13 protein-coding genes are annotated in these 13800 nt (G+C 46.9%); 4 read left to right on the top strand and 9 right to left on the bottom strand.

Features of this window, described 5'->3' with window-relative positions:
* The first annotated feature begins 11 nt into the window (after nt 1–11).
* On the top strand, nt 12–1001 hold the full coding sequence (locus ACM64D_RS06345) for a hypothetical protein (RefSeq protein ID WP_415062353.1): 990 nt from the start codon (nt 12–14) through the stop codon (nt 999–1001).
* 105 nt (nt 1002–1106) lie between these two features.
* Here the strand turns inward: ACM64D_RS06345 and ACM64D_RS06340 are convergent, their stop codons facing one another.
* On the bottom strand, nt 1107–1286 hold the full coding sequence (locus ACM64D_RS06340) for a hypothetical protein (protein ID WP_415062352.1): 180 nt from the start codon (nt 1284–1286) through the stop codon (nt 1107–1109).
* Between the two features lie 236 nt (nt 1287–1522).
* On the opposite strand from ACM64D_RS06340, the gene ACM64D_RS06335 reads away from it, so the two are divergent.
* Nucleotides 1523–2326, top strand: a complete 804-nt coding sequence (locus ACM64D_RS06335; protein WP_415062437.1) for an EamA family transporter — start codon at nt 1523–1525, stop codon at nt 2324–2326.
* Nucleotides 2327–2403: 77 nt separating this feature from the next.
* Here ACM64D_RS06335 and ACM64D_RS06330 read toward each other — a convergent pair whose 3' ends face one another.
* The 7 genes from ACM64D_RS06330 to ACM64D_RS06300 form a co-directional block, all read right to left on the bottom strand.
* Complete coding sequence (locus ACM64D_RS06330; protein WP_415062351.1) at nt 2404–2895, bottom strand: hypothetical protein; 492 nt, start codon at nt 2893–2895, stop codon at nt 2404–2406.
* Nucleotides 2896–3037: 142 nt separating this feature from the next.
* A complete protein-coding gene (locus ACM64D_RS06325; protein ID WP_415062350.1) occupies nt 3038–3784 on the bottom strand; it encodes a substrate-binding periplasmic protein in 747 nt (248 codons plus the stop codon).
* A gap of 101 nt (nt 3785–3885) precedes the next feature.
* Nucleotides 3886–4956 (bottom strand): hypothetical protein, encoded by a 1071-nt coding sequence (locus ACM64D_RS06320; protein WP_415062349.1) that lies wholly within the window; start codon nt 4954–4956, stop codon nt 3886–3888.
* Nucleotides 4957–4975: 19 nt separating this feature from the next.
* Nucleotides 4976–5854, bottom strand: a complete 879-nt coding sequence (locus ACM64D_RS06315) for an ABC transporter permease (protein WP_415062348.1) — start codon at nt 5852–5854, stop codon at nt 4976–4978.
* Nucleotides 5855–6886: an ABC transporter permease gene (locus ACM64D_RS06310; protein WP_415062347.1), complete on the bottom strand. Its 1032-nt coding sequence runs from the start codon at nt 6884–6886 to the stop codon at nt 5855–5857.
* Complete coding sequence (locus tag ACM64D_RS06305; RefSeq protein WP_415062436.1) at nt 6883–8358, bottom strand: ABC transporter ATP-binding protein; 1476 nt, start codon at nt 8356–8358, stop codon at nt 6883–6885. The genes ACM64D_RS06310 and ACM64D_RS06305 overlap by 4 nt, the downstream gene beginning before the upstream one ends.
* Before the next feature lie 2 nt (nt 8359–8360).
* Nucleotides 8361–9341 carry a BMP family lipoprotein gene (locus ACM64D_RS06300; RefSeq protein WP_415062346.1) on the bottom strand — a complete coding sequence of 327 codons (981 nt, stop codon included), beginning with the start codon at nt 9339–9341 and terminating at the stop codon, nt 8361–8363.
* A gap of 263 nt (nt 9342–9604) precedes the next feature.
* Between ACM64D_RS06300 and ACM64D_RS06295 the strand changes: the two genes are divergently transcribed.
* Nucleotides 9605–10321, top strand: a complete 717-nt coding sequence (locus tag ACM64D_RS06295; protein WP_415062345.1) for a Crp/Fnr family transcriptional regulator — start codon at nt 9605–9607, stop codon at nt 10319–10321.
* 226 nt (nt 10322–10547) lie between these two features.
* Entirely contained in the window at nt 10548–12089 is a 1542-nt protein-coding gene (locus ACM64D_RS06290) for a hypothetical protein (RefSeq protein WP_415062344.1), read from the top strand.
* Between the two features lie 54 nt (nt 12090–12143).
* Here the strand turns inward: ACM64D_RS06290 and ACM64D_RS06285 are convergent, their stop codons facing one another.
* On the bottom strand, nt 12144–13724 hold the full coding sequence (locus ACM64D_RS06285) for a S8 family serine peptidase (RefSeq protein WP_415062343.1): 1581 nt from the start codon (nt 13722–13724) through the stop codon (nt 12144–12146).
* Nucleotides 13725–13800 lie beyond the last annotated feature (76 nt).

Genomic DNA, 13800 nt, shown 5'->3' with positions numbered 1-13800 from the left:
GGGATGTATGAATGACAAAATCAGTTGTTAAGGCATTTGCTGCATGTTCAGCGATGATTTCTTTGGTGGCCTGTTCCTCAGGCGGCAGCGGCGGTAGCACAGGTGGCGGAACCTCCGCGAATACATTGACTCCGGCTGTAACGGGACCTGTTTCAGGTGCAGGATTTCTTTCGTTGGGTGTGAACCCGATGAGTGCAGGGATTTCCATTAAAGGAGGAACTTGGCCGACAGGAGGCTCCGCCAGCAGCTACGGGGAGCAATTTTTTTCTGCCGTCACGGGCTTTTATATCGCAGGAGCAGCGGCTGATTTATTCTCATGCTATGCAAAGGCTTTAAGTAATAATGCGACGACGGTTTCAGGTTTTGATGATGGATCTGACCACTATGCTTTAGGTTTCGATGATATTTCTCGCTATAAATTCAAAGTAACCAAAGGGGCCGATGGCAGCGTCAGCACCTTGACTGCGACTGTCTGTGAAAATAGCACTACGCCGACTCTGACCTTGTCTTATGATGGTGCGACAAACACCACGAAAGTGCGCCTCGGTTCGTATGTGGACGCGATCATTACTGGAACTTATTCAGGTGGTGCTTGGCTTAATAAGACCGTGAACTTTACGGTGGGAAGCTCAACCATTAGAATGACTCAAGCCAGTTCGGCAATAGACATCTTGGGTTTCAGTGGGATAGGCATGTTGCCGACAGCCGATTTCTACGGAAAGACAACAATTTCAGGAACAAGCTACTCAACTTATAAGATGGGTGAAGGGTCTATGACAAATGGGACAGCGACCGCATCATGGGGGGCTGATGGGCTTAATGCTTCTAGCAGTGCCCATCAAGCTGCCGTTGATGCCTACGATCTGAACTACACTCCTTCGGCAGATACGGGTTTGACTCATTGGAATTGCACTGACGGTTGGGATCCTGTTTACCTAGCGAATGCAAGCAACGCTTTCAAAATGGAAGCCCTGGCTTGCGAAACATCTTTTGCTAAATAAAGATAAGACATCAAAAAAGAAGAGCCCAGGTACGATAAGGAAAACCCAGGTCCTTGGGGGAAGGGTGCCTGGGTTTAGGGGGCTTAGTTAATTTCTTTTCGCGAATTAGCGTGTGCCAGTCTGAGAAGAAGCAGTGCCAGCTTTAGCTACCTGAGTTTTAACAACTGAAGGGTTTGTGTTTGCGAAAAGACCGCTATTACCTTTGTGATCACATTTTGTGGCTGCCAAAGAAGTTGTTGCAGAGATTGTGATGATAGCTGCTGTGATGATTTTCGTGATTGTCATTTTGAACTCCTTTGCAACAAGCGGTATACCTACACTCATTGCGAGGAGCGTGCCACGGCGCCTGATCGAATTTGAGAATTCATCAACGAAGTATCAAGTACTTAGAACGGTTGAATCTCATGATGAGATTAAGATGACCTTGAGTGACCGACAGCGCGCGCACCTGTTAGATTTCTAACAGCCTCTAAGGAGATTTTTTGCGGCGACCCCTGTTATCCTCCATTCTTTTAATTCTTATGGCGATGTTTTCGATTCAATATGGAGCATCCGTCGCCAAGCAACTTTTCCCATTGGCGGGAGCGGCTGGGACGACAGCATTGAGAGTTTCGCTCTCGGCTTTGATTCTGCTGGTTGTTGCGAAAGTGTGGAAACATAAGATTTCTTGGCGAAGTGTTCCTATGATTGCAGCCTACGGTGCCTCATTGGGGTGTATGAATCTGCTTTTCTATTTTGCCTTAGAAAAAATTCCTCTGGGCATTGCCGTGGCGTTAGAGTTCACAGGTCCTCTCGCCGTGGCTCTGCTTTCTTCAAAAAAAATAGTAGATCTGATTTGGGCCTTACTGGCGGCAATGGGCATCTATCTGATCTTGCCCTTGACCCCAAACAACTCAAACTTGGATGTGATGGGGGTGATTTTCGCTTTGGGGGCGGGGCTGTTCTGGGGCCTCTATATTGTCTTTGGAAAGTCGGCGGCAAAGTCTGGGAACAGCCTTCAGGTGACGGCCTGGGGGATGGCTTTTGCTGCGATGGTCACCGTACCTTTTGGGGTTCTTCTCAATGGATCACAGATCGCAGATGTTTCCTTGCTTCCGATGGGAATTTTGGTGGCGATACTCTCAAGTGCTTTGCCTTATTCATTAGAAATGAAAGCCCTGCGAAACCTGCCGATGAAGTCCTTCGGAATTCTCATGAGTTTAGAACCGGTTGTGGCGACTCTTATGGGCTTTTTATTTCTTCAGGAATCTTTAAGTTTTCATCAGTGGATTGCAATTGTCTGCGTGATGCTGGCCTCTGCGGGAAGTACGATCTCACATCGTTAGGATCGTCAGAGGGTGTTTAAAAAAAGAAAGAGCCTCGAGGGGATCGAGGCTCCGCAAGCATTTAAGTTTAGCTTCAATTATCGACCCGCAAGAATCTTATCAACCGTCATCTGAGTTTCTTCATTTAAAGAACGAATTTCAGAAGCAAGTTTGATCATTCTTGAGTGAGCGTTAAAAAGATTTTCTCCTGACAAAGACTCACTGACCTTTTCAATGCGTTTCATTTCGTTAAGAGCAAGTTCTGCAAAATGTTCTTTTTCTCCAATAAACTTGATAAGCCCTTGCGAGTCCTCCATAGAGGTGCCGATGAGATTCCCGATTTTTTTGATTTCAGAGACCTTCTTTTGAGCGTCTTGCACGATGAATTTCATGTTCATTGCCGCCGCCGCCTCAATCTTACCTTCCATGAAATCAAATCTTTCGCAGGTCGAGCAGCCTTCTTCGCCCATGGCGGCCTCAATTTTTCCCTCGGTGTTCATGATCATGATGTCTTCCTCAGTCATTGCGAAGGCTTTCACAGAGCCTAGGACCATAATTACGGCCAATGCCAGTTTAAACTGCTTTTTCATTTCTCTCTCCTTGTGGGGTCAATCCATCAAGGAAAGATGCGATCTCTGTGCCTACCTAAAAGGGAATAAAGGGCGCTTGAGGTGTCTAGAGAAGAGACAGCAGCCCAGGAAGGGCTTGTTCTTCTCAAAGTGAGACGTCATTTTATAGCAGCTGATGGAGTATTTTAAGGTATTGATCACCGTGATTTTTTAGCGCGGTATTTACGGCTTTGATCAACTGGGGATCTGTTTTTTTGCCAAAAATGATATACAGCTTTAAAGGTCTGGCGGGTATTTCCAAGATCGAAAATTCAGACAAGAGATGGTCTTTTTTAAGCTTATAAAGCCCATGTGAAAAGGTCGGTACAAAAAAGCCGTCAATGCGCCCCGATCTAAGAAGACGCAGATTTCTTTTGAAGTAATCCTGCCCCGAGACAAAATGAAATTTGACCCCGGTCTCCTTGAAATAGTCCGGCACGATCGAACCCAGATCGTGCCCCAAGGAAAGCCCCTGCAGATCATGGAGTGATTGGATCTTTTGAATCTTGAAGTCCTTCTTTACGACAATTCCTGATTGAGTTTGATAAAGCGGGGACTCTGAGAAGATATATTTATTTTCTCGCTCGGAAGTTTTCGCAACAAGAAGAACCATGTCTAAACGCCCATTTTCTAAATCGATCATAGTTCGCGCGAAATGGGCCGCGACCCAATGGATCTTGAGGGAGCTTTTTTGAAAGACGTATTTCTTTAGAAACTGAGGGGCCGCACCTTGAGGCGTCCCTTGCGCAGGAATAATAATGTGAGGTGGTAAATCGTAGACACCCACGAGAACTTCAGAGGTTGAAGCCCGAGCCCCCAAGGAGCAGATAAGAGTGGTAGCCATCCAGGCTAGGTATTTAAAGAACTTCATCGTTGTTCATCAGAGTTCTATTTTAACACTCTTCCTATTTGTGAAAGTGAGATGTGTAAAATTTAATGTCTCGACCATAAAGTCGAGACTTGAAAATCTCTCTATTTTGTTTCCTTGGGTTCTGTATTTTCAAAATAATCAGGGGCGACAAAATCCACTGTGAAGGGATATTTATAAGACTTATAAGCACCAATTTTTGGTTTTCCAGCGCTGCGATAGGCTTCATCCCATAGGTGGGCAAGCAAAACAGAGCCTCGTGCCATTTCTGTGACGATGAGGGGTTTCATCTTCTTAAAGGCGACAGAAGCAGGTTCCCTTTCTGCGGCCGTTTTAAGTTCCATGCCCTTTTCTTTTACTAAGGTCGACTTTTTCTTAATAGGATCCAGCTTCAAAAGGCGTGGGATCTCTTTATTGGAAATCACGCTCAGAACTTTCATCTTCTCGATCGAAGTTTTCGGCTTTAGAAACTCTGGATTTTTCATTTGGCGAGCTTCTTTAAGAACTAAATAATCAAGGTCTCCGTCGAATTGTCCTACGACTTGATCTTCGAAATAAGCATGAATGCCACCGTGCCCGCTCGCATAGCCATCATAGTCGGCCGTCGTGTGAAACGGCTGAGCGTTGTCTGCGACGAAGTGACCCATGAGTCCCATGGAAACCACCATCTGGTAAGCAAGTTTGTTGTAAGGAAGATCATTGTTTTGCTCTTCTTTGAAGTTCGCAGGCGGAGGCGCCAAAGAAAACTCTTTTGCCAGGCCTTCGATTAGACGCATGAACTGATCTACGCGCCACCATGAAGAGCCAAACTCTTGAGGAATAGATTTGATCGTCGAACCGTCATTTTTAAATTTATTGGGTTTGCCCGTGAAATCGGCGACCAATTTCTTATAGTCGACAGGGATGTCTTTCACGTCCAAGCCAATGACTTCGATATCAATAAAGTGAGCGGGGTTACCTAACTTATTCGCGTCTCCGCCCAGACTCTTCCAATAAAAATCCGGCATGTTGCACAAGTGCCCCATCATTTGTGGTTTGTTTTGAAGATAGTCTTTAAGGCCGGGCTCTTTCACTAAGAAGCTGGCGACGCGACAAATGGTGTCGTGTCCACGACCTCCCCAGGCCAAAGCTTGTGAAGAAGTGAGAAAAAGAAGACAGAGGATAAGATGTTTCATAAGAACCTCGATTTAAAAACTAAAATCCTTCTTGCCCCAGGGCTTTGGGGGAACGGCTTTTTCCAATGAAGCCTGCCAAAGCGATGATAGTCACAAGATAAGGAAGAATTTGTACAAACTGGACAGGGATTTCTACCTCGCCGATACGAACCCCTTGCAGGCGAATTTGCATGGCGTCGGCAAAAGCAAACAAAAGACAGGCAAGAAATGCAGGAACTGGTTTCCACTTACCAAAGATCAGAGCCGCCAGCGCCATAAAGCCTCTTCCACCTGTCATCAAAGGAGAATAAGAGGATGCGAGGAAAAGCGACAGACTTGCGCCTCCCCATGCGGCGAAGGCTCCGCTGGCGCACACAGCCGCCCAGTGAACTTTGCGAACACTGACTCCACTGGCAAGAAGGGCTTGGGGGTGTTCGCCTGCAAACAGCAACCAAAGTCCCGAACGTGTTTTATACAGCCAAAAAGTTAAAACGCCGACAAGAAGCAATGCCATTACCAACGGTTCAACACGAAAGCGGTCTTCAACAAGTAAAGCGGGTGTTGATCCGGTGGAGTTATAAAGAATTTTTGTGATGAAGGGAATGAGTCCCATCACAAGAAGATTGAGAGCCATCCCCGAGATAATTTGATCGGCTTTAAGCTCAATCACAAAAAGAGCATACAATGCACCCACACAAAGACCGATGAGTAAGGCGGCGACCCAGCCCATCCATGCGGACGCAAACTGATGACCGACCACGGCTCCCACAAAAGCACCGGAAAGCATAAAACCCTCAAGCGCGACATTCACAACACCAGAGCGTTCACTCATAAAGCCACCCATGGCTGCAAAAATCAAAGGTGTCGCCAAACGCAGTGTCGCAAAAAGAAGAGCGAGAAATAAGGCGGTGAGTTCCATTTAGTTCTTCCTCCTCTTTTTCTTCTTCATCCATTCCCAATAGCCTTGAGCGGCCACACCCAAAATAATGAGGGCTTGAATGATTCGAGAAAAATCTCGGGTGATCGTGCTGGTTTCAAGATCCAGGTCAGAGGCTCCTTTGTGAAGAGCTCCCATTAAGAAGGCCGCTGCGATAATTCCCAAAGGATTGTTGTTGGCAAGCAAGGCGACAGCAATTCCGATAAATCCATAATCGGGAGAAAAACCCATGCGGTATTGACCCGCACTTCCTAAAACTTCTGAAAGCGCCACGCAGCCGGCAAGGGCTCCGGCCAAAGCCATGGCCAGCATTTGCATTTTCTTTTCAGAGATTCCCGCGCGATGAGCCGCCTCGGGATTCGAGCCAACGGCTCTCAACTCAAAGCCCCAGGTGGTTTTCCAGAGGAATATCCACATCAAAAGAGCAAAAACAATCGCGAATCCCAAAGAGGCATTGGCTGGAGTGTCCGGGAAAAGGCGAGCGATCAAATCGTAGTCCTTAAACATGTAGTTTGCAGACACCAGGGCGGTTTCAGGGTTTTGTGAATGGGGATTGGGAATCACTTTCAGCGTGAACCAACTGGCCAAACCTGCCGCGATAAAATTCAGCATGATCGTGATAATCACCTCATGGCTGCCGCGATACGCCCGCAACCATCCCGCAATCCATCCCCAAAAGGCACCGACCAGAAGGGCGGCGCTGAAGGCCACCAGAGGCGCTAAGGGAAACGGAACTTCCGGGAATAAAACTCCCACAGCGGCAGCGGTGACTACGGCCATCGTCAGTTGCCCCTCAGCTCCGATATTGAAAAGACCCGCATGAAAAGCAATCGCAACCGAAAGTCCACAGAAGATAAGCGGAGTCGTATAGGACAGAGTCAAACCTAGATCGTACATGGAGCCGAAGGCACTCTTGGTCAGAATCAAAAAAATATGCCAAGGATTCTCGCCGGCAAACAAGGTCAAAAGAAGAGCGACAACAAGTCCGATCACAAAACCAAGTAGACGTCTCATTTTCCACATCCCATGGCTTTTCCAAGGGCCACTTCATCAAATTGAGAGCGTGTGAATTCCGCGACCAGGCGCCCTTTGTAAATAACAACGATGCGATCTGAAAGCGCCATTAATTCGTCCAGCTCCGAAGAAATCAAAAGAATCCCAGCCCCTTCGTCGCGAGCTGTGCGCAGTTGATTGTGAATAAATTCAATGGCGCCAATGTCAACACCGCGAGTGGGTTGCGCAGCAATGACCACTTGTGGTTTTTGAGAAAGGGCGCGAGCGACGACCAACTTTTGTTGATTTCCACCCGAAAGCTTTTCAAAACTCAAAAGAGGATTGTGTGGGCGAATATCATAGGTGTTCATGATTTCTTGAGTTTTGGAAATGACTTCTTTCCCTTTGAGGAAGAGGCCGCGTGAAAATAGAGGGCTTTTATGTTGTCCCAGGATGAAGTTTTCATAGACTGGGCGCGCAGGAAGGACGCCGAGTCTAAGGCGATCTTCAGGAAAAGCTCCCAAAGTGCCTTCGTGGGACACGTGGCCTGTTAAAGAGTTTCTATCAAGAGACGTGGCATCCAGAAGACTGCGAATAATGAGATCTTGGCCGTTGCCTTCGACCCCGGCGATACCGACGATTTCTTTAGAATGAACATGCAATTGAATTTCATGAATCGCGTGATTTCCCATTTTTGCTGACACATTGTCGAATCGTAGAAGGACCTGGTTCGGATCGACTTTGGTTTCACGTTCTTGTGCTTTTTGCAAACGACGTCCCACCATCATCTCGGCTAAGTCATCGGCACTTGTTTCAGCCGTTTTCTTCTGTCCAACAACGCGCCCTGCGCGAAAAACCGTGACGGAGTCGGTTAAGCTCATCACCTCTTTGAGTTTGTGAGTGATGATTAGAATGGTCTTTCCCTCATCACGAAGGCGACGAAGATTTTTAAAAAGATCTTGAACCTCTTGAGGTGTAAGTACGGCCGTCGGCTCGTCCAGAATAAGAATTTCTGAATCTTGAGAGAGGATCTTTAAGATCTCAACTCGCTGCTGTTCACCGACAGAAAGGTCTTCGACTTTGGCTTCTAAGTCCAAAACGAATCCGTAGTGTTCGGCAATCTCGGTGAGTCTTTTCTTTTGTTCTTTGCGAGGCAACAATGAAAAAGCAGAACCCTTTTGTTGCAATAGAATATTATCTAATGCGGAAAAAGGTTCTGCCAACATGAAGTGCTGATGAACCATACCGATTCGGGAAGTCATCGCCTCGATCGGAGAACGAAAAGACACCGGTTTGCCATGAACAAGAATGTCTCCGCTGTCAGCGCGATACATTCCGAAAAGAATTTTCATGGCTGTGGATTTACCCGCGCCGTTTTCGCCGACGATGGCGTGAATGGTTCCAGGCAAAACAGAAAAAGAAATATCCGAGTTGGCGCGGACTTCGCCGAAATACTTGGAGACTCCTTGAAATTGAACCGCTGGAACTGTCATCACTATTTCTTTTTATAGTAGTCAGGAACTTGAATTTGGCCGGCGATGATTTTCTTTTTGATCTCTTCGACCTTTTTCTTCATGTCGGGAGTGATTAACTTCTCGTTGTATTTATCAACGGTGTAATTCACGCCTTCATTTTTCAAACCAAAGTGAACAATGCCTCCGGTAAACTTTCCGGCCTGAGCTTCTTTGATCGTATCGTAAACCGCTACATCCACGGCTTTCATCATGCTCGTCAAGATGACGCCGGGTTTGATCCAGTTTTGATTGGAATCGACGCCAATGGCGAATTTTTTCTTTTCTTCAGCAGCGTCGAAGACACCGGTGTTAGAAGCTCCCGCAGCCACAAAAATGACATCAGCCCCTTTGGAGTATTGAGCCAGCGCCAGTTCTTTGGCTTTGGCAGGATTGTTCCAGGCCTCGCCAGTGACTCCCACATAGTTTTCGCTGACATTGATTTTTGGATTTACGTATTTGGCCCCTGCTGCGTATCCCATCGCAAAACGACGAATGAGGGGAATGTCCATTCCGCCGACAAATCCTACGGAGTTGGATTTTGAGTTCATCGCCGCCAAGGCTCCAACCAAGAAGGAGCCCTCATGTTCTTCAAAAAGAAGAGACCGAACATTCGGAGCGGTGACTTCACCATCGACAATGGCAAATTTAACTTGAGGAAACTGAGCCGCCACTTTTTTTACAGCGTCTTTCTGTGCGAAGCCGATGCCGATGATTAGATCAAAATTTTTACGAGCAAAAGAGCGGTGAAGATTCTCAATGGCGTTTGTGTCCGTCGCTTCGACGTATTTCAAATCAATTTTAAGATCTTTCTCGGCTTTCGAAGCTCCCTGGTAGGCTGCGGAGTTAAAAGATTTATCGTCTTTGCCGCCTTTATCGAGAACCAAACCCACTTTTAGGGGGTTTGCGTAAGAAGAAATGTTGAATGACACAATTAACAGGGCGGTAAGAATACTTTTTACCATCTTTGCAACCCTTCATTGACGCTTAACTGAGGTGCCTTTTAGCAGGCATTAAGCGGTTGATATTACAAAAAAATTCCTAAATTTATGTGGTGCTGAAGGTAGGGGACTCGTCGTTGTGAGTCAAGTCAAAACCATGTCGGACGTTCAAAGGGGAGGCCGTTACAAGTCAGTTATGTCTAAATTTCAATTAGGAGGGTGTATAATACCAGTTTAGGATGGCTTCAACATTTAACCCAACGAAGAAAGCTCGGAGGTAAAAGAGTATGGAATCTCAAACAATACTCAACGGCGGAGTAAACTCCCTCGGTTTTATGGGCAATCAAAACCTAAGCATTCCGAACACTTCAAACGTTCCTTATGAAGTCATTCATCTCAAGGAAGAAGAAATGATCTTCAAAGAAGGGGAGCCGGCGAAGGGTCTGTATTACGTGCAATCTGGCTGTGTTAAGGTTGTAGTGAATCGTTCTCATGCCCGCGGACGCACTACGACCAATGAATATGTGACGAAGTTAGTCTCCCCGGGGGAGTACTTCGGCTACAAGGCTCTGGTGAAAGGCGGAGTGACTCAAAGTCACGCCAAAGCGGTGAAGTCGACAGTTTTATGGCTTTACCCGCGGGAGTTGATTCAAGTGGCCATGGCTCAGGCCAGTCCCTTGGTGAAACTTTTGTTGAATCAGGCGGTCACTGATTTGGAATCTTTCGAGATGATCAGTCAGTTGCACTATTTGGCCTCCGTCCAAGAGCGCATCGCCTATCAGTTGGTTTTGTTGGCGGACAGATTTGGGGTGCAAACTCCAAATGGAATTTCATTGAACTTGAAGCTGACCCGCAACGAGTTTGCACAGTTGGCAAGTACCATCAATGAGTCTTTGTCTCGTCATTTAACTGAGTTTAAAAATGAGGGTCTGATCGACCTTAATGGGAAAGAGATTATCATCAAAAATAAAGATGGTTTGATGAGAAGATCTGGCAATTTTTAAGTTAGTGGAGTTGTTTTGAATCAAAACAAAGAATAGGGCTCCGAGATAAAATCTCGGAGCTTTTTTTATGGTCTAAGGTCTGGCTTTTCATTATATAAATATAAAGAACCTCCTTGAAATTCCGATATTTCAAATGATGAGGATTCATCTGCTTTTCATAGTTATTACGATAATTTCGCATCAAACTTTTGCTGTTTGTGGCATGGATGATGCGAAGGTACAGGGCATGCTCGAGCGTTTACAAATCGAGGTCGCATGTGGTGCAAATGAATCCCTATATGTGTGTAAAAGAGCTCTTCAGAATTGGGCTCCGATTGAAGCTCACTCCTACGCGGGGCTGCCCGAACCAAAATCTTGCTTTTCAACGGATGTTCGCAGCGGCGGCATTTCGCCCTTAGCGGGGCCGGCCGTGACCTCCGCGTGGAGGTTGCTGAAGACTATCGACACAAGAACGCAAAGCGATAGGCTTGTGGGCTCTGTGGAAGAGTTTTACGAACATACGCAAAAACATCGAGCTCGAGTTAAAGCCCTGGGCATGGAATTATTTAAATCTCACCCTGAACTTTTCGAGGGGCTTGATCGTGCTCAAGTTGAACATGTTCTTGATGCTCACGATCAGGCCAAGGTACGCCCCTCCGTCAAAGCTCCCGATGGGAGGCCTTTTTATCAGGTTCTTTATAAAGAGGGGTTTGGTAAGGGCTTGGATCGATCGATTGTTGATTCGTTGAATGCCAGTGACAAGGAAATCTTAGAGAGAGCCGAAGAGAGACTTGGCGTAAAGGGGAATCCCGATCTTAAAGCCAAAGTGGAACGCATCGAGAAAATTGCGGATCTGGTGGATCGAGGGATGTCGCCGGTTTCTTCCGAGGAATTTGGCAGAAAAATGGAGAAAGCCAGCCGCTTTCTTACCTCGGCGGAAGATCGGGAACTGGCGAAGTTTTTAGAGAAAAGATATTCTACAATCACCAAGGGTCTTCAGTATAAAGGCCTTTCGCCATTGCGGTTGGGCTCCTTGGCAAATCGACTTTATATCCAGGAACACTTCTCCGCCGCCGTTTCTAAATATGGAGTAAAAAATCTGAGCGCCCGCTCTCTCGCTCATGCGACTTTTAGTGGTGGAAGAAAACTTGGGGCTGGGTTGGTGCATGTTCTTTCCACCGGCGGAGTTGCAGCGGCACTTTCCATTTTGGAAGGACCTATGTTGTATTTTAGCGAGATTAAAAACACCGGTTGTAGTGAACGGGGATATCACGATTGGGTGCAAGATCCCTATTGCCGACCGGCGATTGGCCTGACTCCGAAGGTGATTGAGTTTCTTGGGGAAGACTGGGAAACACAGAAGTTTCATCTTAAGAGTGATCGAACCACCTGCGAGGTGATTAGAAAAACTTATGAACAGTCTATTCAGGCGCCGGAAGTGACGAAGTGCCAGAAGGATCTTGTTGAGTTTAAAACTCCGAATGGTGATAGAATTCGGACCAAGCTGGATGCGGATCAGAGTATTCGATCGGTCGAGTTTGAAAAAAACAGTCTCTTTAATACCGTGTATCCCTTTGGGCAGCTAAGATCAGTTGCATATTCGAGCAGCGGTCTGGTCGAGAAGGTCTGTAGGACCGTCGGCAGGGAAGGCAAAAAGAATTGTGTCGATAGTGACTCAAAAGCGGCCGAAGATCCGGCGGCCTTTGTTCGTACGATGAACTATCAAATGCAGAAGGCGATTCATTGTTGTCAATTCGGGAACGGTTTTCTCGAAACGCGTTGTCAGTGAAGAAGATCACTCACCACTTCTTTTTTTTAAAGTGAGTGACCTCATCAAAACTATTTAAAGGTGGAAGTTCTTTCCGTTCACCGGCGTTGGGCGACACAGGCCCGCTTCTAGGGGGCGTTGGAAGATTTCAACAGCTCCTGCGGGAATCATCGCACGACGAGGATAAATCGCGTAACCGCCTTGTGGCAAAGCGACGATCATATCGTTTAAGAGATTGCGACGAAGGTGAGGCGCTATCACGAGAGGATCAAACGGCACCATCACGCGAACAGCGGCGGTTGTCTCGACCAGAACTCCGCCTTTGCTCAAGACGTCTCGGATATATCCCGGAGCGGGATTATAAATCACATCAATGAAGCACCCCGGTCCCGTCGGTCCAAAACCGAGAAGATTCAAGGAAAGACCTCGTTGCTCCCAAGAGTATTTGGAGCTCACAGCGTCCAAAAGATCTTTACGGGTCATGCGCGGTTCTTGTGATTTCAAAAGGCCGAGGCCCGCGGCCACCATCGCCGCAGAATTGGAGCTGCCACGGTATTCACCACCATTAGCAACACGGATCGACGAGGGAGCCAAAAGATCAGGCTTGTCTTTCGAGAACGAAACAGAAGATCTTTCAGAGTCTGAAGCACCGACGGTGATCACGGTGGTGTTGTCGGCGGGATTTAGAATAGACTCGCCTTGCGAATGAGAAGGCATGACAATGAATTCACCATCGACGGTGATGCGCAGTTGATCGCGGTTGCTAAAGTTCTGCGAACGGTTTTTTACACGTAAAAAATAAAGACCTTGAGAGAGCTCCGCCGAGATGATCTCGCGAGGATATTTGGAATACCCAGGGCGATTTTCTTGGGGATCTTTGGATTGTTTTAAAGAGCTGACTTGCACGATATTTAAAAGATCGTCGGTCAAAGCCAAATCCAAATCCTTGTCAGTTCCTAACTCAACGTCATTTTTGAAGTCGTTCCAGGAAAGAACCACTTTGATAGGGCATTTTACGTTGCGGTTCTCGCAGCGAATCGCCAAGGCATTGTTTTGATCAGGGAGCTGTACCCATTCGTCTTTCACAGTGTGGATGGGAGCATTGTAAGTTGTTAAAGCAAAGTTTCCGGCAGCATTCACCCAGATGACGCCATTGCGGGTGGCGCGATTGACTTCATTGTTGATAAAGCCTGTGCCGTCAAAGTTTCCGCCGTACTCCCAAACTTCGGAATACAGGACCAGATCGACTTTTTGAGTGAGGATATCGTCAATGGCGGCTTTAAAATTAGAATAACCAAAAACGTTGTAAAGGGTCAGTTCTGGCATCCATTGAGTGGCGCGCATATCATCCGTCATCAACGAGATCAGGATTTGCGCCATCTTAAGTCCGTGCTCAACATTTTGATTTTCGGGGGTCGCCACAGGACCTGGAACATAGCGTGTTCCCGCGGGAAGAGTGCGCCCAATTTCACGTTGGTATCCGTGGAAGCCCTTGTCTAAGACGGCCACCTTCAGGCGACGCCCGGGGTTTTGTTGGGAATAAAATTTGGAAAACCCCAGTGAGTTTTTATATCCTTCCATATTTTCAAAGGGCGAATTGGCCCAAGAAAAATGAAATGAGAACAAGACGCTCATCAAGCCGATAAGAAATTTCATCAGAACCCCTTCATGAAGGCCTCTTATGGGCAGAGGCTCGCCCTTTTATTTAAAGAAGAGCAGCCTCGTTGAAGGA

The sequence above is a fragment of the Bdellovibrio sp. genome (genome assembly GCF_047637665.1).
Taxonomy (GTDB): Bacteria; Bdellovibrionota; Bdellovibrionia; order Bdellovibrionales; family Bdellovibrionaceae; genus Bdellovibrio.
The sequence above is the reverse complement of the archived record's forward strand: the minus strand, read 5'-3'. Positions and strand labels throughout refer to the sequence as shown.

Coding starts and splice junctions, on each gene's coding strand:
- ACM64D_RS06290 (WP_415062344.1), top strand. CDS start 10,548: ATGCTCGAGCGTTTACAAATCGAGGTCGCATGTGGTGCAAATGAATCC.
- ACM64D_RS06295 (WP_415062345.1), top strand. CDS start 9,605: ATGGAATCTCAAACAATACTCAACGGCGGAGTAAACTCCCTCGGTTTT.
- ACM64D_RS06310 (WP_415062347.1), bottom strand. CDS start 6,886: ATGAGACGTCTACTTGGTTTTGTGATCGGACTTGTTGTCGCTCTTCTT.
- ACM64D_RS06285 (WP_415062343.1), bottom strand. CDS start 13,724: ATGAAATTTCTTATCGGCTTGATGAGCGTCTTGTTCTCATTTCATTTT.
- ACM64D_RS06340 (WP_415062352.1), bottom strand. CDS start 1,286: ATGACAATCACGAAAATCATCACAGCAGCTATCATCACAATCTCTGCA.
- ACM64D_RS06325 (WP_415062350.1), bottom strand. CDS start 3,784: ATGAAGTTCTTTAAATACCTAGCCTGGATGGCTACCACTCTTATCTGC.
- ACM64D_RS06345 (WP_415062353.1), top strand. CDS start 12: ATGACAAAATCAGTTGTTAAGGCATTTGCTGCATGTTCAGCGATGATT.
- ACM64D_RS06335 (WP_415062437.1), top strand. CDS start 1,523: ATGGCGATGTTTTCGATTCAATATGGAGCATCCGTCGCCAAGCAACTT.
- ACM64D_RS06315 (WP_415062348.1), bottom strand. CDS start 5,854: ATGGAACTCACCGCCTTATTTCTCGCTCTTCTTTTTGCGACACTGCGT.
- ACM64D_RS06300 (WP_415062346.1), bottom strand. CDS start 9,341: ATGGTAAAAAGTATTCTTACCGCCCTGTTAATTGTGTCATTCAACATT.
- ACM64D_RS06330 (WP_415062351.1), bottom strand. CDS start 2,895: ATGAAAAAGCAGTTTAAACTGGCATTGGCCGTAATTATGGTCCTAGGC.
- ACM64D_RS06320 (WP_415062349.1), bottom strand. CDS start 4,956: ATGAAACATCTTATCCTCTGTCTTCTTTTTCTCACTTCTTCACAAGCT.
- ACM64D_RS06305 (WP_415062436.1), bottom strand. CDS start 8,358: ATGACAGTTCCAGCGGTTCAATTTCAAGGAGTCTCCAAGTATTTCGGC.